This window comes from Daejeonella sp. JGW-45 (assembly GCF_029360805.1).
Classification (GTDB): Bacteria; Bacteroidota; Bacteroidia; order Sphingobacteriales; family Sphingobacteriaceae; genus Daejeonella.
Genome location: NZ_JARKNC010000008.1, coordinates 337,734 through 362,163, shown reverse-complemented (window position 1 = coordinate 362,163; position 24,430 = coordinate 337,734). Strand labels below are relative to the sequence as shown.

At 46.4% G+C, this 24,430-nt stretch carries 17 protein-coding genes; 7 read left to right on the top strand and 10 right to left on the bottom strand.

Going from position 1 to position 24,430, the window contains the following annotated elements; genetic code table 11:
* Together P2W76_RS11075 and P2W76_RS11070 are read left to right on the top strand one after the other, a co-directional pair.
* Positions 1-3,201, top strand: coding sequence for an efflux RND transporter permease subunit (locus P2W76_RS11075; RefSeq protein WP_276347898.1), 3,201 nt, complete (start codon positions 1-3; stop codon positions 3,199-3,201).
* The gene (locus tag P2W76_RS11070; protein WP_276347897.1) at positions 3,194-4,624 is read left to right on the top strand and encodes an efflux transporter outer membrane subunit; all 1,431 of its coding nucleotides are present in this window, start codon (positions 3,194-3,196) and stop codon (positions 4,622-4,624) included. Before P2W76_RS11075 ends, P2W76_RS11070 begins: the two co-directional genes overlap by 8 nt.
* A 1,573-nt stretch (positions 4,625-6,197) precedes the next feature.
* Here P2W76_RS11070 and P2W76_RS11065 read toward each other — a convergent pair.
* Entirely contained in the window at positions 6,198-6,779 is a 582-nt protein-coding gene (locus P2W76_RS11065) for a YdeI/OmpD-associated family protein (RefSeq protein ID WP_276347896.1), read from the bottom strand.
* A 265-nt stretch (positions 6,780-7,044) separates the two neighbouring features.
* On the opposite strand from P2W76_RS11065, the gene P2W76_RS11060 reads away from it, so the two are divergent.
* Complete coding sequence (locus P2W76_RS11060) at positions 7,045-7,953, top strand: EamA family transporter (RefSeq protein WP_276347895.1); 909 nt, start codon at positions 7,045-7,047, stop codon at positions 7,951-7,953.
* Between the two features lie 405 nt (positions 7,954-8,358).
* Here the strand turns inward: P2W76_RS11060 and P2W76_RS11055 are convergent, their stop codons facing one another.
* The 3 genes from P2W76_RS11055 to P2W76_RS11045 form a co-directional block, all read right to left on the bottom strand.
* A complete protein-coding gene (locus P2W76_RS11055; RefSeq protein ID WP_276347894.1) occupies positions 8,359-9,726 on the bottom strand; it encodes a hypothetical protein in 1,368 nt (455 codons plus the stop codon).
* Positions 9,727-9,773: 47 nt separating this feature from the next.
* A complete protein-coding gene (locus P2W76_RS11050; RefSeq protein ID WP_276347893.1) occupies positions 9,774-11,141 on the bottom strand; it encodes a hypothetical protein in 1,368 nt (455 codons plus the stop codon).
* Between the two features lie 161 nt (positions 11,142-11,302).
* Positions 11,303-12,661 (bottom strand): hypothetical protein, encoded by a 1,359-nt coding sequence (locus P2W76_RS11045; RefSeq protein WP_276347892.1) that lies wholly within the window; start codon positions 12,659-12,661, stop codon positions 11,303-11,305.
* Positions 12,662-13,020: 359 nt separating this feature from the next.
* Here P2W76_RS11045 and P2W76_RS11040 point away from each other — a divergent pair, with 359 nt between their 5' ends.
* Positions 13,021-13,974, top strand: a complete 954-nt coding sequence (locus P2W76_RS11040; protein ID WP_276347891.1) for a sugar phosphate isomerase/epimerase — start codon at positions 13,021-13,023, stop codon at positions 13,972-13,974.
* 265 nt (positions 13,975-14,239) lie between these two features.
* On the opposite strand, the gene P2W76_RS11035 is transcribed toward P2W76_RS11040, so the two are convergent.
* The 5 genes from P2W76_RS11035 to P2W76_RS11015 all read right to left on the bottom strand — a co-directional run bounded on the left by P2W76_RS11035 (position 14,240) and on the right by P2W76_RS11015 (position 19,524).
* A complete protein-coding gene (locus tag P2W76_RS11035) occupies positions 14,240-16,195 on the bottom strand; it encodes a heavy metal translocating P-type ATPase (RefSeq protein WP_276347890.1) in 1,956 nt (651 codons plus the stop codon).
* A 24-nt stretch (positions 16,196-16,219) separates the two neighbouring features.
* Positions 16,220-16,642: a transcriptional repressor gene (locus tag P2W76_RS11030; RefSeq protein WP_276347889.1), complete on the bottom strand. Its 423-nt coding sequence runs from the start codon at positions 16,640-16,642 to the stop codon at positions 16,220-16,222.
* 655 nt (positions 16,643-17,297) lie between these two features.
* Positions 17,298-17,924 (bottom strand): dienelactone hydrolase family protein, encoded by a 627-nt coding sequence (locus P2W76_RS11025; RefSeq protein WP_276347888.1) that lies wholly within the window; start codon positions 17,922-17,924, stop codon positions 17,298-17,300.
* A gap of 6 nt (positions 17,925-17,930) precedes the next feature.
* A complete protein-coding gene (locus P2W76_RS11020) occupies positions 17,931-18,866 on the bottom strand; it encodes a ring-cleaving dioxygenase (protein WP_276347887.1) in 936 nt (311 codons plus the stop codon).
* Between the two features lie 76 nt (positions 18,867-18,942).
* The gene (locus P2W76_RS11015; protein ID WP_276347886.1) at positions 18,943-19,524 is read right to left on the bottom strand and encodes a Crp/Fnr family transcriptional regulator; all 582 of its coding nucleotides are present in this window, start codon (positions 19,522-19,524) and stop codon (positions 18,943-18,945) included.
* Between the two features lie 138 nt (positions 19,525-19,662).
* On the opposite strand from P2W76_RS11015, the gene P2W76_RS11010 reads away from it, so the two are divergent.
* Positions 19,663-19,872, top strand: coding sequence for a YqaE/Pmp3 family membrane protein (locus P2W76_RS11010; RefSeq protein ID WP_276347885.1), 210 nt, complete (start codon positions 19,663-19,665; stop codon positions 19,870-19,872).
* A 36-nt stretch (positions 19,873-19,908) separates the two neighbouring features.
* Entirely contained in the window at positions 19,909-20,382 is a 474-nt protein-coding gene (locus tag P2W76_RS11005; RefSeq protein ID WP_276347884.1) for an OsmC family protein, read from the top strand.
* Between the two features lie 75 nt (positions 20,383-20,457).
* On the opposite strand, the gene P2W76_RS11000 is transcribed toward P2W76_RS11005, so the two are convergent.
* Positions 20,458-22,800 (bottom strand): DUF4838 domain-containing protein, encoded by a 2,343-nt coding sequence (locus P2W76_RS11000; RefSeq protein WP_276347883.1) that lies wholly within the window; start codon positions 22,798-22,800, stop codon positions 20,458-20,460.
* A 162-nt stretch (positions 22,801-22,962) separates the two neighbouring features.
* On the opposite strand from P2W76_RS11000, the gene P2W76_RS10995 reads away from it, so the two are divergent.
* Positions 22,963-24,420: a sulfatase gene (locus P2W76_RS10995; RefSeq protein WP_276347882.1), complete on the top strand. Its 1,458-nt coding sequence runs from the start codon at positions 22,963-22,965 to the stop codon at positions 24,418-24,420.
* Positions 24,421-24,430: the final 10 nt, after the last annotated feature.

The window sequence follows — 24,430 nt, the reverse complement described above, 5'->3', positions numbered from 1 at the left end:
ATGTTTAGTAGATTTATACACAGACCGGTATTTGCTATCGTCCTATCGGTCATAATGATTTTTGTTGGAGGGCTGGCAATAAAGAAGCTTCCTATTTCCCAGTTCCCGGAAATCGCACCCACAACTGTTAACATATTTATTGCATACCCTGGCTCAAGCGCAGATGTATTAGTGAATTCCACGCTAATAACCCTGGAGACTGCCATAAATGGGGTTGAAGGTATGCGCTATATAGCGACAGATGCAACCAGCGCAGGTGAGGCTACCCTGAGAATAATCTTTGAACCTGGTACAGACCCGAATGATGCGGTAATCCGGGTAAAGACAAGGGTAGACCAGGTAATGCCACTACTCCCTGAGCTGGTCCAGCGTGAAGGCGTCATCATCACGCCAATTCAGCCAAGTATGCTGATGTACGTTAACCTCTATTCGAAAAATAAGAGCATTGACGAAAAGTTCCTTTTTAACTATGCTACGGTCAAAATGATCCCGGAGATTCAGCGGGTCAAAGGAGTAGCCCGGGCACAAATATTGGGCAGCCGCAGGTATGCCATGCGTATCTGGTTAAATCCCGACCGTATGCGGGCCTATAAAATTTCTGTGGAGGAAGTGATGGAGTCTTTAGCAGAGCAGAGTATTATTGGACGTCCCGGAAGGATAGGCCAGAGCTCCGGGATCGCTGCTCAATCGCTGGAATATGTGCTGACCTATAAAGGCAGATATAATAAACCCGAAGAGTACGAAAGCATCATTGTGCGTGCCAATGCAGAAGGAGAAAGTATACACCTGAAAGACATCGCCACTGTTGAACTCGGAAGTGAGTTTTTTGACATTTATTCAAACCTGGACGGGCAACCATCGGCAGCAATAGTGCTGAAGCAAAATTACGGAAGTAATGCCAGCGATGTAATTGCTGAGGTAAAGTCGAAGCTGGATGAGATGAAATCCTCTTTTCCTCCCGGGGTTGACTATAAAATCAGCTATGATGTGTCCCAGTTTCTTGATGCATCTATTGAGCAAGTGCTCCACACCTTAAGGGATGCATTTATCCTGGTGGCTATTGTGGTATTTATTTTTCTGGGCGATTGGCGTTCTACATTAATCCCGATTCTGGCGGTGCCGGTTTCTTTGATAGGTTCTTTTTTCGTGATCCAGTACTTTGGGCTCTCGATCAACCTGATCACGTTGTTCGCATTAGTCTTAGCTATCGGAATTGTGGTGGACAATGCTATTGTAGTGGTTGAGGCCGTGCATGCCAAGATGGAAGAGAATAACCTTTCTCCCTATAAAGCTACAGTAGAGGTGCTCCGGGAGATTGGCGGCGCTATTATCGCCATTACCCTGGTGATGACGGCAGTGTTTATTCCTTTGCTGTTCATGTCAGGCCCGGTGGGAATATTTTATCGCCAGTTTTCCATTACTATGGCCAGCTCAATTGTAATTTCCGCGGTAGTAGCGCTTACGCTTACCCCGGTTTTATGTGCCATGCTGCTGAAGAACAATCACGGGAAACCAAAGAAGAAAAATCTCTTATCACGATCGCTGAATGCTTTTAACAGCTGGTTCGAACGGCTCACAGGAAGATATGTTGGCTTACTAAGGTCAATGGTCAGCCGCAGGTGGCTTACATGGACCATACTCCTGGCTTTTGGTGCAGGAATATTCTTTGAGAACAGGATCTTGCCATCGGGATTTATTCCAAATGAGGACCAGGGAACTATCTATGCGATCATTCAAACGCCGCCCGGGTCGACGCTCGAAAGAACGAACCAGGTATCTCAACGACTACAGAAGATCTGTGAAGAGATTGACGGGGTAGAATCTGTGTCTTCCCTGGCGGGATATGAGATCATGACCGAAGGCCGCGGATCTAATGCCGGTACTTGTTTAATTAACCTCAAGAGCTGGTCAGACCGGGAACATACTGTCAAAGAGATCATGGAGGAACTTGAAGAAAAATCTAAAGGGCTCGGTGCAGTTGTTGAGTTCTTTGAGCCACCAGCCATACCCGGATTCGGATCTTCAGGCGGTTTTTCCATGCGATTACTGGATAAGAATTCAGACACCGACTATCATGAGTTCGATAAAATAAATAATGAATTCATGGATAACCTTCGCAAACGCAAAGAGCTGACAGGCCTGTTCACCTTTTTTGCTGCCAATTATCCTCAATACGAACTTGTAATTGATAACAATCTGGCTATGCAGAAAGGGGTCTCGATCGGAAAGGCAATGGAAAACCTGAATATCTTAATTGGCAGTACGTACGAGCAGGGCTTTATTAAGTTTAATCAGTTCTTTAAAGTCTATGTACAATCCGACCCGAAATACAGGAGACTTCCGTCTGATATCCTGAAGCTGTATGTGAAAAACGACGATGGAGATATGGTTCCTTACTCTGCATTTATGTCGCTTAAAAAGACGCAGGGTCCAAATGAGGTAACCCGGTTCAATTTGTATAATTCTGCAGCTATCCAGGGCTTACCGGCTAAAGGATATACCACAGCGGATGCCATACACTCCATACAGGAAGTTGCTAAAACGACTTTACCTAAGGGATATGATATCGCATGGGAAGGTCTATCCTACGATGAATCAATAAGAGGAAATGAAGCGCTCTACGTCTTTATCATCGTTTTGCTGTTTGTCTATTTTGTGCTGGCAGCCCAATACGAAAGCTTCATTATTCCTATGGCAGTAATTCTTTCTCTCCCTGTGGGTGTGTTCGGTTCCTTCTTGCTGCTGAAGCTTATGGGCCTTGAGAATAATATCTACGCACAGGTGGGATTGATCATGCTGATTGGTCTGCTTGGGAAAAATGCGGTACTGATCGTCGAATTTGCCGTTCAGAAAAGGCAGCAGGGAGCTACTTTGCTCGACGCGGCAATTGAAGGCGCTAAGGTTCGCTTCCGGCCCATCTTGATGACTTCATTTGCATTTATTGCCGGTTTATTACCGCTAATAGTCGCAAGCGGTGCCGGTGCTATCGGAAATCGCACGATCGGTGCTTCCGCACTTGGGGGTATGTTATTCGGGACCATCTTCGGAGTGATCATCGTTCCCGGTTTATACTACATCTTCGGCAGTTTAGCAGATGGCCGCCATTTAATCAGAGATGAGCATGAAAAGCCTTTAACCGAAGGATTCGTTTATGCCGATGATAGTTTCCCAGATCTAGAAGAAAGTGAAAACCATGTATAAAGAAAGAATATTTAAACGGCTGGGGATTGCTTTTATCATCCTGGCCTTTATGGGCTGTAGTGTGCCGGCATTAATCCAGAAAGATGCGAACACTTCAGTGCCGCAGAGTTACAACACATCAAAGGATACGGTTAATTCTGTAAATACCAGGTGGAAGGAATTCTTTAACGATCCATACTTAACCACTCTTGTCGATTCAGCCCTGCAAAATAACCAGGAGCTGAATATCACGATGCAGGAGATTGAAATTGCCAGAAACGAAATACGGGCCCGTAAGGGGGAGTATCTTCCTTCAGTGGGTATAAGCGCGGGCGCCGGGGTCGAGAAGGTGCCACGATATACTAACATTGGCGCTATGGAAGCTACGACAGAAATGGAGCCGGGAAAGGAAATGCCTGAGCCCTTACCGGATTTGATGGGTGGTTTAGTTGCTTCCTGGGAAGTGGATGTGTGGCATAAACTGCGTAACGCGAAACAGTCGGCAGTTAACCGCTACCTGGCCAGTGTAGAAGGCAGAAACTTTTTAGTGACGAACCTGATCGCTGAAATTGCCAGCTCTTACTATGAGCTGCTGGTTTTGGACAATCAATTAGCCATTATTCAGCAGAATATGAAGCTGCAGAGCAGCGCCCTGGAGATTGTAAAAATTCAAAAGGAGTCGGCCCGGGTAAACGAGCTTGCTGTACGCAGATTTCAGGCACAAGCGCTGCACACACAGGGTTTACAGTATGATATCCAGCAGAAGATAACTGAAACAGAGAACCGGATCAATTTCCTGGTGGGACGCTTTCCGCAAGCAGTGCAAAGAGAAAAGCAGTCGCTGGAAAATTTACTGCCCCGCGGAATACAAGCTGGATTACCTATACACTTACTGGCTAACCGTCCCGACATCCGGCAGGCAGAATTACAGCTTAAGGCAGCTAAGCTAGATGTTCAGGTAGCAAGAGCGTCGTTCTATCCATCTTTAGGAATTACCAGCGGGTTGGGTTTGCGGGCATTTAGCCCGGGCTACCTGTTTAAACCAGAATCCTTATTCTATTCCCTCGCCGGAGACATCACAGCGCCATTGATAAATAAGAACGCTATTAAAGCCATGTATTTTGGCGCTTCTGCGCAACAGGTGCAGGCTGTTTACAATTATGAGAAGACAATTCTTAACGCAAACATTGAGGTTATGAATGAAATGGCCAGGATTAGCAACCTTGAACAAAGTTATAACCTGAAAATGAAAGAAGTTGAGGCGCTGACTCAATCTATCGATATTTCAAATAGCTTGTTCCGATCTGCACGAGCAGATTATATGGAAGTGCTGATGACCCAGCGGGATGCGCTTGAGTCTAAATTCGATCTGACTGAAACTAAGATGCAGCAGATGAAAGCTATGGTGAATATTTACCGGGCTTTAGGAGGAGGCTGGAACTGAGTTTTTTTAGTTTGGTTTAAGTGTGAGGAAGGTCATGTAGAAATACATGGCCTTTTTTGTTAGGGAAGGTTCGAGGTCGGAGGTCGGAGTGGGCGGATAAACTTTGTCGGGTAAAATTGAATTTCACGCAGAATTTATGCCCATTTTCTTAAAAACCTCGTAGTAAAGAGAATTTTTCATTACGAATTTCATAATTCGTTATTCACCGTCGGTGCGAATTTCATAATTGCCGAAGTGCCGGCATTATCGATTTCATAATTGCGCATTCACCGGCATTGAAAATATGGTAAAAGTGCAATTAAGCTATAAATGACGCGGATTTTTAGTAAATTATAGGGAGGAAGAAAAGGGGAAGTGGAGAGCTGAAAGTTGAAAACTGAAAGCTGAAGGAAGTCGGAGGTCTGAGAGGGGAGAGTTAAGAATGAGTGGAGCATAAGATGAGCGTAGGATGGAGGGTGCTTAGTAAGGCTCACTAGCAGCGGGTGAGATGTTTTGGCGGCTGTGAATTATCGTTCCGAAAACAGGAACGGTTTTGTTATTGCTTTTTAGGGGGGAGTGGGAAATTTGAAGTCGGAGGTCAGAGGTCGGAGGACAAAGTCGGAGGGGGAGCTTTAACTATGAGATGAGCCTAAGATGAACGTAGGATAAGCGTAGGATCGAACCTGCTTAGTGCGGTTACTGGAAGCCCAGGAGAATTGTACCGGTATGAGGATTTAATATAAACCATTTAAAGTTTTGCCTATGGGAAAGGAAATGTAGTAACAACAAGAAAAAAGCCGGGATAGGAGTTCTGAATTATTTAGAACAGGAGGATGACCCCTCAGCCCCGCAAAAAGCGGGATACGTCATATTGTACGATGCGTGCATACGACAGGAGTTGGTCGACACATGCGGCTGCGTGTCATCACGAGATCCCCGATCCAGTCCTATCGTGTGGCACATCTTTTTATTTTTAATGCATTTTAATGACCCGGAACGGGTCAAATGTTTATAGAGCATCATTTTAGTTCGAAATCCCGACCCCGAAGGTGGTCGCATGTAATAAAGCGACACATACGACCACCTTCGGGGTCGAAAAATTCATGAATGTTTTGCTATAAATATGCGACCACCTTCGGGGTCGGTTGTACCGTGTTTATATAAGATAAAGATGTGTCCACACGATAGGATTCGGTCGGGGAAGAGCGCTGGGCGCCCAGCCTCGTATCTCGCGTCTCGTAACCCAAAGGCAAAGAAAGACCTGCCACATGGTCAATAGCTTACTGTTGCTTGAAACACAAACACTGGTGCATTACAGTTATTGGGTTCTAATCCCGAATGGTGCCGTTAGTATGGTGAAGTCAGCCCGGGACGGATTGTACACCGAAAGCGAAAGAGGCGGTAAGTATGAAGACTCTGCTAAAAGTTTATTATTAAGTTGAAACCCGATAGCTATCGGGTTGAGAGTTGAAAGTTGAGAGTGGGCAAAGTGATGTCATTGCGAGCGCAGCGCAGCAAACGACTCTGCTAAAAGTTTTTTTGAGAAGCGAGACGAGTATCAAGACTTTAAAATCAGCTGGTACGGCTTTCTTCATTATTGAATTGTCTTTCCTTCATTTAACATTGCAATAAATTTCTCAATCCGCGCCTGCCGCGTCCCGGGTTTTTTAGCCGATTGGATCCGATAATTAAATGCATACATATTAGTTTTGTTTAAGGTCGCCCAAAACGCCTTCGCTCCAGGATTGGCCTCCAGCATTGCTGCAAAATCTTCCGCAATAGCCATCGTTCGCACCCCGTCGTACGCCGCATCCCAGCGTCCATCTGCCTTGGCCGCCTCCATAGCCGCCAGCCCCGCCGGCTGCATCTTGCCCGCTTGTATCAGCTCAGCTACTTTCGTTACGTTAATCTTGGACCAGACGCTCTTAGCCCGCCGGGGGGTGAACCGCTGCAAGAAATACTGGCCGTCATACGCCTGCTTCTGCCCATCTATCCATCCATAGCACAGCGCCACCTCCAGCCCCTGCGCGTAGCTAATTGTCGTCACACCCGAAGCTTTCTTCGCGATCTTCAGCCACAATCCAGCATCCGTTATATGCGCCTCGATCCACTCCGCAAAGGCCTCCATCGTCTCAAACGACAGAACCGGCAATTTATCTTTTAATTCGACTTCCATGAGCATTCCTTACATAACAAAAACTTCCGGTCACCGGATCCCAGGACAAAATATGAAAAAAAGCTGTAGATAGCCTTTAGAATGATTGCTCAACCTTAGCGGCGCACCCTCAAATTAAGTTTTATAGGCTTTAAACGATAGAAATTCATGCCCGTTGATCAGAAGCAAATAGCATCCCGTCATTGCAATCCCATTTTTAAAGATAATTCCCTGTTGATGAATAATATTTCGTTGTTAAACTTAACTTTGCCTCGTTTTTAAAACAATGGGAAATACCGTCAATTTAACCCCTAAACATCTTCTTGTAGTTCTTTCTATAGTCCTGATCTGGGGTGTCAATTTTATCGCGGTTTTTATCGGGCTAAAGACCTTGTCTCCATTTCTACTATCTGCTATCCGGTTCGGACTTTCAGCATTACCCTGGATTTTCTTCCTGCCCAGGCCTAAGGCTCCGCTAAAGCTTATTATAGGTTACGGTTTGTTTAACTTCGCTATGCAGTTCGGACTTATGTTCACGGGAATTCATCTTGGCGTATCGCCGGGTCTTGCCTCCCTCGTATTACAGGTTCAGGTGTTCTTTTCAATGGGGTTGTCCTTTCTTTTCTTCCAGGACCGGCCAACGGCCTTTAAAATCGCAGGGTCGCTGATCTCGTTTCTGGGAATAGGCATTGTTGCAGTTAATGTGGATCAGGGAAGTACTTTTATAGGGTTGATCATGTTACTGCTTGCAGCTTTTTCATGGTCGGCAGGAAACATGTTTACGAAGAAAGTTAATTCTGAATCGCCGCTGGCGCTTGTAGTCTGGGGAAACCTGTTCGCTTTTCCCGTAATGGCTGCCGTCTCGCTGTTCTATGACGGGCCTGCTGTTATTCTAAGCTCCCTGCAAAGTTCGTCCTGGGTAACCCTGGGCGCTGTCTTTTATATTGTTTATATCTCCACGCATGTCGGATACGGAGCCTGGAGTTTTCTGATGAAGTCTTATTCCACATCGGCCGTTGTTCCCTTTACACTGATGATTCCGGTAGTCGGATTCTTAAGTTCAGCATTGTACCTGGGTGAAACTCTTCCCTGGTGGAAACTGCTAGCCTCCGTGTTTATTATTGGGGGCTTAGTGTTTGGCTTACTTGAGAAGCAGGTATATGGATTAGTGAAGAAGTTACGTTCGGGAGGTTAAATAGTAGGTTTCTTATTGAGTTTTATTTCTGTGCGACTAAGTCGCATTCCTCGTGCACCCTCGTTGTAAGCCTACCGTGTACCCACAATTTTCAATTTGCTGTTCAAGCCCTTCAGGCTTGCTAGTCGGTTATGCTTCTCGCTTATCCACGGATTTTATCCGTGGTTATTGTTTTTCAAGCCCTCCGGGCTTGCTGGGTGTCTTGTAAGCCTGAAGGGCTTAAATAGCGATACCCCCCGATGGAATCGGGGGTTATAATAGTAGACGACATGCCAACCCCTCAGGGGTTGAACAGTGATATATGATTAAGGTCACACCTTAGCAATAGTTGTGGGTACACAGTAGGTTGCAAACGAGGACGATAGGGTGTCTTTTTTCTTTGTTCCTTATTCTTTGCTCCTTGCTCTACTGATCAAAGCCCCTAATATACGGCCGTGCCGGTGGCCGCTGCCCTTTATTAAACTGTGCTCCGCGGGTCGGGCGGTAAGTCATGTTTAAGAATGGAGTTTCAATGCGCCGGCCTACAGGAGAGTACTTGCTGCCTTCCCAGTTTGATTCCATATAATGATTTGTAATTCCGGTTGTCAGAAGCAGCCGCTCGGCATTGAACGGCTCCTTTTTGGTTAGCATCATTTCTACGATCCAGTGCGGCTGGGCGTTAGAGGCATGGTACTGATCGAATGGTCCGGGAAAATCAAGTAAAGAGACGATCGTCGGCTCCTTACGCCCTTCTATCTCACCGGCATACGTCCAGCCTACTCCCTGTCCGCCAATTATAGCTGCGCTCGTTCCATCATTATACTCGATGATACAAATGTTTGTACGGCCGCTCTCCTGAAAGTGCCCCTGTTTCAATTTGAAATTTGCTGCTACAGAATTAAGTAGTTTAGCTGCCCAGGAATTGCTTTCCACCCACTTCCACGCTTCAGGTCCGCGAATGGATTGGATCGACTTCACGCCCGTCTCACCGCCCTTGCGGCGCTCTACAAACGCTTGAAGCAATTCGATACAATGGAAGATGGCTCCCTCATCCGGGGTCGCCCCAACCACGATAGAATGCTTTATCGGCGTGTTGTTCTCCAGTTCTATCTCGGGTTTACGGTAGTAGACCGGAAGCAGAGATCCGCCAGTAAGAGGGAAGCCCAATTCCCGGGATTTATCAAACATCCATTTCGCGTCATCCCAGTTGTAAGAAAAGTGCTTGTCGTTAAAAACGGGTACCGAACGTTTACTTTGCTCGAAAACGCGGATAACATGGTTGTACAACCACCAGCGCGGCAGGAGCCAATGCCCCTTCAGATCGGTGGGATAATCACCGTGTTCTCCTACGATCACCACGCCATCTACCGCCAGTTCCTTTGTGCCAAGGGTCAGGGCCTCACTGGCAGTTCTATAAACCTGGATGCCTTTCGCTTTAGCGACCTTCTGACCGAGTAAGCTGGTGTCATGCTGATGCAGGTAGAGCGAAACAACTTCCACGCGGGAGGGAACGTAAGCACCCTGCCACCAATAGCCGTCTATCAGTTTGTTCACCAGCCAATCGGCATGAGATCGGGTAGCTCCCCAGAAAGTGGCCAGAACCGCAATGCGGGGTTTTCTCTGCTGGCTTTGTCCGGCAGCCTCCGTGGAGATACCTGTTAAAGCCGCCAAGCCGGCTATTCCGGTTATTCCGAGCATCTGCCTGCGGCTAAAGACCGGATTCGATTTTATAAGTTCATTCATGGAGAATGGATCTGGCTCCCGCATTACTCTTTCAGATTGTTTCTTCTGCATATATGTCTTGCTCAGGTTGATAGGTTATTTTGTTTTTTGGCCAACTGTTACTGGTCAAAACCCCGGATATAAGGCCGGCTTGGCGGGCGCTCGCCCTTGCTAAACTGGGCTCCGCGGGTCGATTTGTATTTCATATTTAATACAGGTGTTTCCAGGCGGCGGCCGATGGCAGTGTAACGTCCGTTTTCCCAGTTTGAGTCCATGTAAAAGTTCGTAATGCCCGTCGACAAAAGAAGTCGCTCGGCATTAAATGGTTCCTTTTTCGTAACCATCATTTCAGTGATCCAGTGGGGTTGTGCATTCGAAGCGTGATACTGATCGAATGGCCCGGCCCAGCCCAGCATTGATATGATCGTTGGTTCTTGCTTCCCCTCGATCTCACCTGCATAGGTCCAGCCCACACCGCGGCCACCGATTACAGCTGCTTTTGTTCCGTCGTTATACTCGATCAGGCACATATTTGTCTGCGCGGCCTGTTGAAAATGTCCGGGCTTCAATTCAAAGCTCTTCGCGACAGATTCAAGAAGCTTGCCGGCCCAGGGATTACTTTCCACCCACTTCCAGGTGTCAGCCCCACGGATGGATTGAACCGATCTAACACCCGTCTCACCTCCTTTACGGCGCTCAACAAAGCCCTGCAGCACATCAATGGCATGGAAAATGCCTCCTTCATCCCCCGTGCCTCCCACTACAATAGAATGTTTTATCGGTGTATCGATATCCAACTCTATTTCCGGTTTGCGGTAGTACACCGGAATAGATGATCCACCGGTCAATGGGAAGTTCAGCTCGCGGGATTTATCAAACATCCACTTAGCCTCGTTCCAATCATAGGAGAGGTGCTTGTCGTTAAACACAGGCACTGCACGCTTACTCTGTTCGAAAACCCGGATCACCTGGTTATAGATAAGCCAGCGCGGCAGGAGCCAGTGCCCCTTCAGATCCACCGGATAATCCCCGTGTTCTGCTACGATCACCACGCCGTCTACAGCTAGTTCTTTCCCGCCGAGCGTAACGGCTTCGGCTACCGTCTTAAAGACCGGGATGCCTTTCGCTTTAGCTACTTTTTGGCCGAGCAGGCTTGTGTCATGCTGGTGCAAATAAATAGAAGCAACTTCTACCCGCGACGGAGTATAGGCTCCGTCCCACCAGTAACCATCTATCAGCTTGTTTACGATCCAATCGGCATGAGATCTTGTTGCACCCCAGAAGCTTGCCAGGACCGCGATCCGGGGCTTTTGCTGCGGAGCCTGCCTGAAAGCACCCGGAGCAAAGCTCGTGAATGCTGCCAAGCCCGCCAGACCGCCTACTCCCAGCATTTGGCGCCTGGTAAAGAGAGGGTTCAGTTCAAAAATTTCTTTAATTGGGAACGAGTCTGTCGCCGGAGATGAACCGTCGGCTGGTTTCTTTGCCATATGATTTTCAGTATTAATTTTCACTGTCTATGCCGCCGCGAATAATTGTATTTTTCAGAATTTCCCGCAGACCGCTTGTCTAAATATAGAGATCAGTACTTCCTTTAACAACAAAAACGAGAAGCTATCAAAAATAATACGAAGCCTCTGATCTACAGGGATTACTGGTCAAATCCACGTATATACGGCCTGTTCGGCGGTCGTTCACCCCTAATAAAACGGGGGCCCCGTGTAGAACGATACCGGATATTTAAGAACGGTGTCTCTATGCGGCGACCGACTTCAGAATAGCGGCCGTTGTCCCAATTTGATTCGTTGAATTGGTTTGTAATTCCGGTGGAGAGAAGTAGCCGTTCTGCATTATAGGGTTCTTTTTTGGTGACCATTAGCTCGTTGATCCAGTGCACCAGGTCGTTGGCCGCATGATACTGCGAGAAGGGTCCGGGCATGCCGAGGATGGATACTATTGTCGGATCTTCTTTTCCTTCGATTTCGCCGGCGTAGGTCCACCCAACTTCCAGGCCTGAAATTATCGCACCCTGGGTTCCATCATTATACTCGATAACCAAAAGACCAGGTCTTTTATTCTCCTGGAAATAGCCAGGTCTGAAGTCGAAACTTTTTCGGACGGACTCAAGCAGCCTTTCTGCCCAGGGATGACGTTGCACCCACTTCCAGGTTTCCGGCCCACGGATGGACTGTATTGATTTAACACCGGTCTCACCACCCTTGCGGCGTTCGGCAAAACATTGAAGGAAGTCAATGCAATGAAAAATAGCTCCTTCATCGTGGGCCACCCCTACAACGATCGAATTCTTTATTGGCGTGTCAATCTCCAGTTCTATCTCTGGCTTGCGGAAGTAGCTGGGAATGGAAGATCCTCCGCTCAACGGAAAGTTCAGCTCGCGGGATTTGTCGAACATCCACTTCGCTTCATCCCAGTTATAGGAAAGATGTTTGTCGTTAAAGACAGGTACTGAGCGCTTACTTTGCTCGAAAACGCGAATAACCTGATTGTAGATCCACCAACGCGGCAGGAGCCAGTGACCTTTGAGATCGACCGGATAATTTCCGTGCTCACCAACGATGACAACACCATCTACAGCGAGGTCTTTTCCACCAAGAGTTACGGCTTCGCCTACCGTCTTAAATATCGGGATGTTTTTGGCCTTACATACTTTCTGGCCTAATTCGCTTTGTTCCAGTTGATGTATGAAAACAGAAACAACTTCTACCCGTGAAGGGGTGTGTGCGCTATCCCACCAATATCCGTCCATGAGTTTACAGATGATCCAATCCGCGTGCGAACGGGTAAAGGCCCAATAGCTGACCAGGCAGGCTATCCTCGGCCGCGCAGGCGCGGCCAAAATGTCTGTTGCTTTACCTGTCAGGGTCATCGCACCCGCCACACCGGCTATCTTCAGCATTTTACGCCGGCTGAAAACAGGGTCTGTCTTTATGGTCTCATTGATAGGAAATAAGTCCGGTACGTTAGATGCAGCTTTGGTATTTTTTGACATAGTGTTTTACAAATTGCAGTTCGGAAAGACTTAAATCTACAAATTGACTATAATAATTTCTCAGACTTTATTTTTTTAGTGCATGAGCGAATGCAAGCGCTTCTAGATCTGTAAAGCCCTGAACATTATCTCCTTTTGAAAAGGACGCTGATCTATCCCGAAAACTTATCAACAGTACGGCGGAGTAATTTCTCTCACATCTTGGTGGGACTACGGTATTGGAGATTCTACAAATGAGGGATGAAAGTAATGTTGGGCATGCCATGGAAATGATCCGCTGGAAAATAGTTGATGAAGATATTCTGTTGAAGAGGGAAATGCCTGAGGCGAATTTGTATATTAGAGTCTAACACTAGCATATGGACAGAAGAAAATTCGTTTCCTTTACCACTGCTGCCGGTGCAGCCGCCAGCATTTTGCCGTTAGACTTGCTAGCCGGCGATGACTCGCCCGGTACTCAGAGAGAGAAGCGATATCAGAAGGGGATAAGCCCATGGCCCATTTGCCTGGACACTGCCACCGTAAGGCCGGCATCCTTAAAAGACAAAGTAAAAATAGCGGCGATAGCCGGATACGACGCCATAGAACCATGGGATGGTGAACTGCAGAAATTTGAAGCTGATGGCGGGAACCTGAAAGATCTGGGTAAGGAGATTAAAGATCTCGGCTTATTCGTTCCCAGCGTTATTGGTTTGTGGAATTCCATACCTCCAACAAAGGAGCAGTTTGAAAGCTCGTTGAAAGATACCCGCAACCGGATGCGGATGGCCGCGGATATTGGCGCTGAGCATATTCAAACCATTGCAAACAATGCGGGAGAAAACTATAATCATAAATGGATGGCCGCCCGTTACCGGGATATTCTTGAGATCGGCATCAACGAATACAAGATCCAGCCGGCTTTGGTATTCGTGAAATATCAGCCGATCAAAACTATGGGACAGGCTATGGGCATTATCATGGATTCAAATCACCCATCTGCCATGATGATCCCGGATACTTACCACATGTATATTTCAGAAGGTGGCTTTGAAGCATTGAAACTGGTTAACGGCAAATCTATTGCTATCTTCCAATTTTCGGATGCCCCGGCCTCTCCTCCGGTCTCTGAATTAGGGGACAGTCATCGTGTTTATCCTGGTGATGGTATCCTGCCCCTGCCGCAGATCCTTCGCGACTTGAAAGCGAGCGGGTTTAGAAAATGTATTTCGCTTGAATTATACAATCCGGAATACTGGAAGCAGGATTTGCAGAAGGTTGCGGAGACTGGCTTAGCGAAAACGTTGGAAGTTATTAAGAAAGCAGGAGTTTAGTTTTTTTCGACCGCTCATAGCCGCGGGACGGCCTGGTACTTTTCCTTCAGCTGAAAAGTATCAAAAAGCCGCCGCTGCGCCTGCTGCTTCTAAAGTTAGTGCTGAGGCTTGGGCTGTCGTTACCGCACCAGCCGATGCGGAAAGAAACGTGAATGGACGCGTAAGCGATTTTTTGATAAGAATGGTAAATTGCTAGATGAAGTAGTCCGTTAGCAACTGACGTGACAACTTCTATTGTTTTGAAGGCCTACGGAATAAGTAAGGATTAAACCCTCTTCCTTTGTATCCTCACCGCGTTCAATATCGCAAGCAATGCAACACCAACATCAGCAATCACCGCCTCCCAAAGTGTAGCTACCCCTCCAGCCCCTAGCCCCAATACAACAAGCTTAACCCCCATCGCAAGAATTATATTCTGCCAGACGATGTTCCTTGTTATACGGCCTATCAGAATTGCAGAGACAATCTTAGACGGCTGGTCATTCTGGATGACGATATCAGCAGTTTCAATAGTGGCATCGCTTCCCAGGCCACCCATTGCTATACCGGCATCTGCCAGGGCGACAACCGGGGCATCGTTCACACCATCACCCACAAAAGCCAAACGAAAGCTTGAGTTTTTAAGTTCTTCAACCTTTGTTACCTTATCTTCCGGTAAGAGATCACCGTATGCGGAATCGATCTTAAGCTGCTTTGCAACCTTATCAACAACGCTTTGTTTATCACCTGATAGCATAATGGCTTTGATATTAAGCCTGTGAAGGTCATTTATAGTTTTCGCGGCATCTTCTTTGATCTCATCGGCGATGGTGACATATCCTGAATAGACATTATCAATAGCGACCACCACAATGGTATCAACTGCGGTATCCAGCTCTTTTGGATAGGCTATGGAGAATTTCTTCAGCAGCCTGGTATTCCCGGCAAGGAGCTCTTTACCTTCAATTGTGCCCTTTAGCCCATGGCCGGCAATCTCCTCAGCTTTTACCGATACCATTCCGGCTGTATCTCCTGCATACTCAACAATAGCTTTCGCTACCGGGTGTGTTGAGTTCCTCTCCAGGGCTGCCATCAGGCGGACCAGTTCATTTTCATCAATATTGTTAGCAACCACTTCCTGGACTTTGAACACGCCTTTTGTAAGAGTGCCTGTCTTATCCATTACCACAAGATTTATTTTAGTCATGACATCAAGGAAGTTGCCGCCCTTAAATAAGATCCCGTTTCCGGAAGCAAGCCCGATGCCGCCGAAGTAGCCTAATGGGATTGAGACCACCAAAGCACAGGGGCAGCTAATTACCAGGAATACCAGGGATCTGTAAAACCAGGTGTTGAAGTCGTAGCTGTCGGCTAAGAAGTAGGGGACGAAGCAGACCATCAGTGCAAGAAAGAATACTATTGGGGTGTATACCTTAGCAAACTTTGAAATGAAGAGCTGCGTTTGCGATTTGCGGGCAGTAGCATCCTGAACCATTTCAAGGATCTTGCTCAGTTTACTGTCCTGGAATGAGGTGCTGACTTTAACCTGGGCTACTGTATTGAGGTTTATCATCCCAGCGAGTACAGTCTCACCGGCATATTTCGTATCAGGCTTACTTTCACCTGTTAATGCCGCCGTATTGAACGAGGCCGCATCTGAAACCAGATTTCCATCCAAGGCGACCTTTTCTCCCGGTTTTATAATAATCATCTCACCGGGTTTTACAGTAGCCGGTTTCACCCGCAATTCCAAGCCGTCTCTCAGAACCGTCACTTCATCGGGGCGAATATCAAGCAAAGCTTTGATACTGCGTTTGGCCCGTTTAACGGCGGCGTCCTGGAACCATTCGCCGATGGAATAAAATACCATAACCGCCACTCCTTCACTATACTCGCCGATAAGAAACGCGCCGATGGTGGCAACGCTCATCAGGAAGAATTCATTAAAAATATCTAAGCGCTTTAATTTTCTGAATGCGAGATCGAGGACCGTCCATCCGGCCAGCAGGTAGGCAACCCCATAGATTATAAGATTTACAGCCTGGCTGAATTCTGTCTTAAAACCGTATTCAAGGATAAGCATGACAACCAATATTGTAAGGGCCAGCAAAAGATCCCAATGGGATTTCCATCCGGTTGTCTCTGCCCCGTGGTCGTGGCCGTCATCATGGTTATGAGTAGTTGGTTCTGCTTGTATAGTATGTGTGCTGCAGCAATCAGTGTGCCTGTGGTTCGCTTTCATAATGTACAAAGAAAGCGTTCACTGCTATGCAATGGAATTGCATTTGTCACATAGACCCTTTATGAGGAGGCTGATCTCGCCAGCTTGAAAATTAGCCGGTAATTGAACTTTCGGTATTTGAGTTTTTGGAAGGCAGTAGGTTTCGCTGCAGGTATTGCAATAAAAATGTAAATGCAGGTCGTGATGCCCTTCAGCATCGCAATCATCAGCACACAGCGCGTACTTGGGCGCGCCGGACCCATCATCGATGGAATGTACCAGTCCTTTTTCCTCGAATGTTTTTAGGGTGCGGTAAAGTGTCACCCGGTCGGTCGGCACCAGGCCCCGCTCTACATCAGTCAGGCTGATGGCCGAGCGCTGATCCAGCAGGAAATCAAGCACCAGCATGCGGTTTGCAGTGGGATTGATTTGCTTGGAGATTAGCTTGTGTTCGACTTCGGTTTTCATTGCGTTGCCTCTGGTTCTGTAAAATTACTCTTTTATAGATTTTGTCTAGCAGATATATGTGATATTCTCGCAGTATATGCAATCGTCACTATCTTAATAGCTCTAAATTCAATAATGTATGACCCCGACGGGGTTAAATGTTTATAGAACATTATTTAAACCGAGATCCCGACCCCGAAGGTGGTCGTATGTATACCGATTATCATATGCGACCACCTTCGGGGTCGATTGATTGAGGCTGGGTGCTTTTTCTATACACGTGTGACCCCTCCGGGGTCGGTTGATCAAAATTACCTGGAATAAATGCTTGTGGGTACACGGAAACCATATAGTATGGTATTTATTTATATGTAACGAAAAGCGATTTCCGTTCCATTGGAATCAGGTTTTTTGTTCGATGCCCCTTGCCGGTAATTCAATAATGTATGACCCCGAAGGGGTCATATGTTTATAGAACATTATCTAAACCCAGATCCTGACCCCGAAGGTGGTCGTATGTATACCGATTATCCTATGCGACCACCTTCGGGGTCGGTTTGATTGAGGCTGGGTGCTTTTTCTATAAACGTGTGACCCCTCCGGGGTCGGTTGATCAAAATTACCTGGAATAAATACTTGTGGGTATACTGGATAGCAGGAAGCGTGCCGTTTGCGGTTACGGGAATAAAACCAGTTCATTAGCCAAGTCGATTTCCTGTTTCTGAATAGTATGCGTCCTGCCATTATAAACCTTTAGCGTTACCTTGGCGTTGAGTTTTTCTAATACAGCAACACTTTCTTCCACCCGTGTTAAAGGGACATGGGGATCAGGGTTGCCTGTTGTGATAAGCACAGGTGTTCCGGTAAAGTCTCCCTGATAATTATTGGGATTCAGCTGCTCTCCAATTAGTCCTCCTGTAAAAGCAATTATACCGCCATAACCTGCTGCATGGCGTGTTGCATATTCCAGCGCCAAACATGCTCCCTGCGAAAAGCCCAGGAAATAAATCTGATTGAGCGATATTCCTGCTGCTGTTATTTCCCTTACCAATTCGCCGATTAACTGAAGCGCGGAATCTAGCGCCGGCTGGTTTTGTTCCACTGGTGCTAAAAAGCTGTAAGGATACCAGCTGTGGTTGGTGGCTTGTGGCGCTAATATCGCAGCATCTCCAAGGCTAAGGTGATGTGTCAGGCTGATTATGCTTTCTGCATTGGCACCTCTGCCATGAAGCATAATAATGGCTTTTTTGGCTTCATTTAGCGGAAGCCCGCTTTCTGTAAGTTGTCTGCTATGCGTGTACATCGTCTGTTAATCTAAACTGGCTAAACGTCTGCTGATATCCTCCCTGTGACTTTCGTATTGGGCCGGGAGCTTCAAATCTGAACCCAGTTCCTCTACAGACTCATCAATTGCAAAGCCCGGATTGTCTGTTGCTATTTCGAATAATACCCCGCCCGGCTCACGGAAATATAAAGAGTAAAAATAATTGCGATCGATCTTCTCGGTGATGCTTAAACCAGCTGCAACAACCTTGTCCCTGAAAGCCATTAACACTTTATCGTCTTTCACGCGGAAGGCTACGTGGTGTACCGAACCTGCAGCAACATGGCCTACACTTTCGCCCGGCGCCTCAACCAGGTCCACGATATTGGCAGTTTCAACTGCGTCAGTTAGAAAACGGTGCCTGTTCACATGGCTTTCCAATAATTTGTAACCGAATATGTCGGTCAGCACCCTTGCTGTTGCATCCATTTTATTCGTGGTTATGGTCACATTGTGGAAACCTTTTAAAGCATGGTCTGCGGAAATTTGTTCCGTTTCCCATGGCAGGCGCTGGTCGTCATTTTTCGATGTGATCAATTCAAATTTCAATCCATCAGGGTCTAAAAAGGTAAGATACTGTTCGCCGAACTTTTCTGAGACCTTGTTATAAACAACATTATGCTCTTCAAAGCGCTTCAACCAAAAATCCAGGCTGTTTTGAGGAACAGAATAGCCTATTTCAGTAACCTGACGTGTGCCACGACGGCCCGCTTGCATTCCTTCCCATGGAAAGAAGGTAAGGATCGAACCTGGTGTACCAACCTTATCACCATAGTAAAAATGGTAAGTATAAGGGTCGTCAAAGTTGACCGTCTTCTTAACCAGTCGTAAACCCAGAACACCGGTATAAAAATTATAATTGCGTTTTGCTCCACCTGCTATCGCTGTGATATGATGAAGTCCTAATATTCTATCTTCCATCTTATTTAATTAGCTGTAATTGCTGATACAAATTTACAGCGACCGGGAATCGTAACTCTTGATGTAGGATAAGAACTTAATCCTTCTTTAAAAGTTTTGATTTGATGCGGCTCAACGATTCAGGGGTGATGCCCAGGTAGGAAGCTATCTGCTGCTGCGGTACCCTTTGCGGGATAGTAGGATATTTCTCCAGGAACTCGAGGTATAAAGCTTCCGCGGAATGTGCAACGGTAGCGTAAAAGCGCCCTTCGAGAACTGAATATGCCCGCTGCATCATAATCCGGAATACTCGCTCCAATTTAGGAATCTCAGCGAAAAGCCGCTGTTTGCTTTCGAAATCGATCATCAGCACTTCGGTATCTTCCAGCGTTTCAATAAAGAGGTTGGAAGGTTTTTGTTCAGAAAAGCTGCCAATATCACTGATCCACCAGTCTTCCACAGCGAATTGCAGGATCACCTCTTCACCATCCGGGTCGATATAGTATTTTTTAACACAGCCCTTAACGATATAGGCTTCAAACTTGCATATTTCGCCCTGCTGTAAAAGCAAGGTTTTCTTTTTGAGGATTTTAGATTTAAGACGGGAATGAAAGACGCCCAGTTCTGATGAACTCATCGGGGCACAGCGGGTGATGTGGTTGTCTAATTCCTCAAACATGGCTAAATATAGGGATTAGCACTAATTTATTATTAGCCTCTATTGCTGAAAGATTTCTTATTCATTAGATTTCAGGTAACAAAACTTTCTTTCGAAAGTCCAATTTAAAGTAAATACAGAATATAAATCTGAATACAGATGATCTTAATTGCAATTTTATTTCCCTCGTTATCCTTTTTCCTCAGAGGCAAGATCTTTTCTGCTTTATTGTGCCTTATTCTGCAACTTACTTTAATCGGTTGGCTCCCGGCAGCTCTATGGGCAGTCGTTTCAAGAAGTAACGCCGTTCGCGACGAGAAGTTAAGGGAAATGGAGAAGAGGATTCTTGCAAATCAAAAGACCCGATGACGGAGGTTATTGGTTAATTGCAAATCAATAAAAACTATGAGTGCGCAACATAATTATCAATTGACGGTGAAATGGACAGGGAATACCGGAACGGGAACTTCAGGTTACCGGGCGTTTGAAAGAAGTCACACCATTCAGGCTGGCAATAAGCCAGAGATTGCAGGTTCTTCTGATCCTTCATTTCGGGGCGACAAAAGCCGGTATAATCCGGAAGAGCTTTTGCTGGCATCGCTTTCGTCATGTCATATGCTGTGGTACCTGCACCTTTGTGCTGAAGCGGGTGTAATAGTGACCGGCTATGAAGACCATGCTACCGGAAAAATGACAGAAATGGAAAGCGGCAGCGGACAGTTTACGGAGGTGACGCTAAATCCTAAAGTAACGGTATCTGATATAGCAATGGCCGGAAAAGCAAATGAACTTCATAAAAAGGCAAATGAGATGTGTTTTATAGCGAGATCGGTGAATTTCCCGGTGCGGCATATTTGTAAAGTTGATATTGGGGAATAGGATATAGAAAATAGGGAATGGGTGATAGGGAATAGGCTGGGGCTGCTATTCCCATTTCCTATTCCCTATTCCCCATCAACTAACCACAATCTGATCCGTATAAATAGAAGCCGGTGAGCCTGACCGGATATGCCACGACGGCATTTTTAACAAACTTTCCCCGTGAACTTTTATATACCTGGCTTTCGTGCCGGCTGGCATACTTGCTCTAAAGGCCTGGAAGGATGTTTTACTTACATCGGGGTTTTCTATAGGGTTAGGGTTATGAGGGTTATCAACTTGGATCGGCTCTGTATATTTCCGGCCATCGACAGACGTAGAATAACTAACATATTTAGGCAGCGCGAATAAATGCCAGTCGGGTTGCGCTTGCGGGTTAAGGAAATCCATATTCACGGTGTTAACGGGCATCACCTCTCCAAGATCGAGGATAAAATCCATATGTTCACCTGTGTAAAACACCCAGTTCTTATCGGCTTGCTGCCAGGATTCGTAGGAGGCAAAAATGCCATCGGTCAGTGCATCAACACCTTTCGATTTGCTTGCGGGGTTTGTTATAGGAGTGATCTTTTTACCGAAAGACTTGACCTTACCGGTTTGCTCCATGTTGGTAAAGATGCGATTGTAGGATGCAAGGAAATGGTCAGGGCTGCCGCTGCGCTCCCTTACCAGCTTCACGTTTTTTTTCTTGCATACTTCGACAAACTGGTTAACCAGGGTTTTCATTTCCGGCTTTACTGTTACTATGCCTTCAGCACCCTTTCGGTACATGCTCCTTGCTGTATCGATCTCGGTGCGGCCGATCTGAACGGAAGCATACATTAGGGGCAGACGGGCTACTTGTATCCGTTCTAATAATTGAGAGTCGGACTTAACAGCATTTTCGGCTTTGTCGAAAAGCTCGTTATAGGAGGCCATCATCGAAGCCGACAAATAAGCTTCCTTGGCATCTATTGGATCGCCGAAAATGCTGAGTTTGAATTTGCTTTGCACTAATGATTCCTGCATGGTATCGATGTACTGTCGTACGTATGGGCCCGCAGCACCGTAATAGCCATTTACAAATTCGTCGATGATAGCTTTTTCGTCTGCTTCCGGGTCCCACATGAGTTTACTGATCAGGTAGGAACGCAAGACGGCCATTTCAGCTGCCGGCTCGTTGTTTGCCTGCATAAATAATGCGTGGACGTTATTGTCGGTGTAGAACTTAATGTTTGGCTTTATGGTAAACAGGTTAGGGAAAGGAGAAATGAAATTCGTGAACTGGATGTTGTAGTCCCAGATCAGAATGTCATTTGACAATGCTCCCCAATCTTTAAGGTCGTTGGAAAAAGCCGGGTCTGTTACATATACCGGCGCCTCCCGGCTGCTTTCGATATTACAAAGCATGATATTCACATTCGGCTCTGCTATTATGTTTTTCGGCGCCTTGCGGGAATACCAGTAAGCAAGGGTGGAGATCTTTTTATCAGGGAATTCCTTTGCTACTTTGTTTACAAAATAGAGGATAGAACCGCTTGGGACATTCCCATATTTCTCATTCAGGGCTTTACAGTTATCGCAAGAACAGTACTGGTCATTATCATCCTGGCTCACCGACCAGTATGTAGCATCGGGCTTTTCAGCTATTCTTTTCCTGAGATTGGTAACGAGCACGTCGGCTACTTCCTGGTTTGACAGACATAACTGTGTTCCCGGCGACCTAATGCCTTTGATCAGGGAATAATATTCAGGATGGGTTTTCCCATATTCTTTTGCAGGAATCAGGGTGTGAAAGGTATGAACAAATAAACCCCAGTCAGATCTGGAAGAAAGTTTGTTCCACCCGGTGTAATCTTCGTCGCCTATAGAGCCGTAGGAAGTTGTCCGGTAGGTGATCTGTGGCGTAAATATCCTCTCTGACTTTGGAAATGCAATCGAATTGATTTTGGGGATTTGAGTGTAGTCGGGGGTATATTTTTTGAAACCAAGACCTTCCAGCAGATCATAAATGCCATACAGGACGCCTTTTTTGGTGCCACCTGCTATAATTAAGTTGCTCCCAACGGGTTTATAAAGATATCCGCCTTCCTTCAGTTTACTGAAATCAACTTTCTGGGCTTTTGCGTAAGCAGTTTGTCCTATATAAACAGCATTGTTCGCTTTTTTATTATCTTCTGAAACAACAGAAATTGCCGTACCCGGCAGCTGTGAGAGATACTGCTTGAGTTGTTCTGCAGCCAGTTTTTCAACCGGATCAGCCTGCACGGGGATGATGATCTGAAGATCTATGACAGCGCCAGTCTCCGGCAGACTTTCACCTTTAACCATTGAACTTAAAAAGCCGGGGAGAAAGGTAAGACAGGCAGCCATAAGGCTGGATGTTTTTAAGAAATTAAGGCGAGAGAGGTCTTTGTTTTTCCAGGAGTTGTTTGCCATTCAGAAAAGTATTAAGATAATATCGACTGAATATAAAGATAAAAATGATCGTTTAATTATGCTTCATGAAATAAGAGATTTGGGAGAACATCGAGCGGATCAAGCGGTTTGAATTGTTGCCTAAAGTTTTCACAGAGCTTCCAAATTGTTTAATTTACATCCATGAACTTGTTCAATAATAAAATCCTTAGGTTCTTATTGGGAACGGGAGCCATATTTTTTGTGTTTTTGTTCACCGGTGCCAATCCTCCTGAAAAAAGTGCCCCACCCAATGTGGTGCTTATCTTCCTCGATGATATGGGTTACGGCGATCTGACTGTTACCGGCGCGCTCAATTATCAAACACCCAATATCGACCGTATGGCAGCTGAGGGCACAAGATTTACCAATTTTTTATCGGCCCAGGCTGTTTGTACTGCATCCCGGGCGGCACTTCTTACCGGCTGTTACCCTAACAGGCTTGGGTTGAGCGGGGCATTGGGTCCGGGATCACCGATTGGACTAAACCCTGATGAGGAAACAATTGCCGACCTGCTAAAAGAGAAAGGTTACTCAACGGCTATTTTTGGGAAATGGCACCTGGGCGATCACCCTGCTTTTCTGCCGTTGAATCAAGGTTTTGACGAATATTTCGGAGTACCGTATTCTCACGATATGTGGCCTCTTCATCCAAACCAGGCAAAGGCTAACTATCCGCCATTAAGCCTTATAGAAGGCAATAAGGCTGTAAAAAATGTCAACGACCTGGGCGATGCAGCCGGGTTAACAAGCGCTATTACGGATCGGGCAACAAGCTTTATCCGTAAAAACAAGAACAAGCCATTCTTTCTCTATGTGCCGCACCCATTGCCACACGTACCTCTTGCTGCGTCTGCCAGGTTTAAAGGGAAAAGCAGCCGGGGTATTTTTGGTGATGTCATGATGGAGATCGACTGGTCTGTTGGCGAGATTTTAGGTGAACTAAAAAGACAGGGTCTGGAAAAAAATACTCTGGTGATCTTTACCAGCGATAACGGGCCCTGGCTTAATTATGGCGATCATGCAGGCTCGTCCGGTGGTTTCCGCGAAGGTAAGGGCAATTCATTTGAAGGAGGGCAGCGTGTTCCATGTATAGTTCGCTGGCCGGAAGTGGTGCCTGCCGGAAGGGTAAGTAATAAACTATTATCAACTATTGATATATTACCAACTGTTGCCAGCATCTGCGGTGCACGACAGCCAGCGAAGAAAATAGATGGTATAGAGTGGACTGCTTTGCTGAAAGGGGATGACTCGCAAACACCACGCAACCAATTTTTATATTATTACCGTCGGAATAATCTGGAGGCGGTACGTGAGGGAAATTGGAAACTAGTATTCGCTCATCCGGGGCGAACATACGAAGGCTTTTTGCCTGGCACCAACGGGCAGCCCGGAGAGGTCAACGAGAACAAGGATTTTCCGGATGCGTTATATAATCTGGAGCGGGATCCGGGTGAGCGTTACGATGTCCGGAAGCAATTTCCGGAGATCGTTGCTTCATTGGAAAAAATTGCAGAAGCAGCCCGTACTGACCTGGGTGACGACCTGCAGAAACGTACGGGTGCAAATGTACGTCCGGCGGGCAGGATAGAGCAGCGTTAAAGCATGTGCT

Bases quoted from the DNA above. Each gene is read 5' to 3' on its own strand.
- P2W76_RS11050 (WP_276347893.1), bottom strand. From the start codon at position 11,141: ATGGCAAAGAAACCAGCCGACGGTTCATCTCCGGCGACAGACTCGTTC.
- P2W76_RS11075 (WP_276347898.1), top strand. From the start codon at position 1: ATGTTTAGTAGATTTATACACAGACCGGTATTTGCTATCGTCCTATCG.
- P2W76_RS10995 (WP_276347882.1), top strand. From the start codon at position 22,963: ATGAACTTGTTCAATAATAAAATCCTTAGGTTCTTATTGGGAACGGGA.
- P2W76_RS11055 (WP_276347894.1), bottom strand. From the start codon at position 9,726: ATGCAGAAGAAACAATCTGAAAGAGTAATGCGGGAGCCAGATCCATTC.
- P2W76_RS11065 (WP_276347896.1), bottom strand. From the start codon at position 6,779: ATGGAAGTCGAATTAAAAGATAAATTGCCGGTTCTGTCGTTTGAGACG.
- P2W76_RS11010 (WP_276347885.1), top strand. From the start codon at position 19,663: ATGATCTTAATTGCAATTTTATTTCCCTCGTTATCCTTTTTCCTCAGA.
- P2W76_RS11070 (WP_276347897.1), top strand. From the start codon at position 3,194: ATGTATAAAGAAAGAATATTTAAACGGCTGGGGATTGCTTTTATCATC.
- P2W76_RS11020 (WP_276347887.1), bottom strand. From the start codon at position 18,866: ATGGAAGATAGAATATTAGGACTTCATCATATCACAGCGATAGCAGGT.
- P2W76_RS11060 (WP_276347895.1), top strand. From the start codon at position 7,045: ATGGGAAATACCGTCAATTTAACCCCTAAACATCTTCTTGTAGTTCTT.
- P2W76_RS11040 (WP_276347891.1), top strand. From the start codon at position 13,021: ATGGACAGAAGAAAATTCGTTTCCTTTACCACTGCTGCCGGTGCAGCC.
- P2W76_RS11035 (WP_276347890.1), bottom strand. From the start codon at position 16,195: ATGAAAGCGAACCACAGGCACACTGATTGCTGCAGCACACATACTATA.
- P2W76_RS11015 (WP_276347886.1), bottom strand. From the start codon at position 19,524: ATGTTTGAGGAATTAGACAACCACATCACCCGCTGTGCCCCGATGAGT.
- P2W76_RS11005 (WP_276347884.1), top strand. From the start codon at position 19,909: ATGAGTGCGCAACATAATTATCAATTGACGGTGAAATGGACAGGGAAT.
- P2W76_RS11045 (WP_276347892.1), bottom strand. From the start codon at position 12,661: ATGTCAAAAAATACCAAAGCTGCATCTAACGTACCGGACTTATTTCCT.
- P2W76_RS11025 (WP_276347888.1), bottom strand. From the start codon at position 17,924: ATGTACACGCATAGCAGACAACTTACAGAAAGCGGGCTTCCGCTAAAT.
- P2W76_RS11030 (WP_276347889.1), bottom strand. From the start codon at position 16,642: ATGAAAACCGAAGTCGAACACAAGCTAATCTCCAAGCAAATCAATCCC.
- P2W76_RS11000 (WP_276347883.1), bottom strand. From the start codon at position 22,800: ATGGCAAACAACTCCTGGAAAAACAAAGACCTCTCTCGCCTTAATTTC.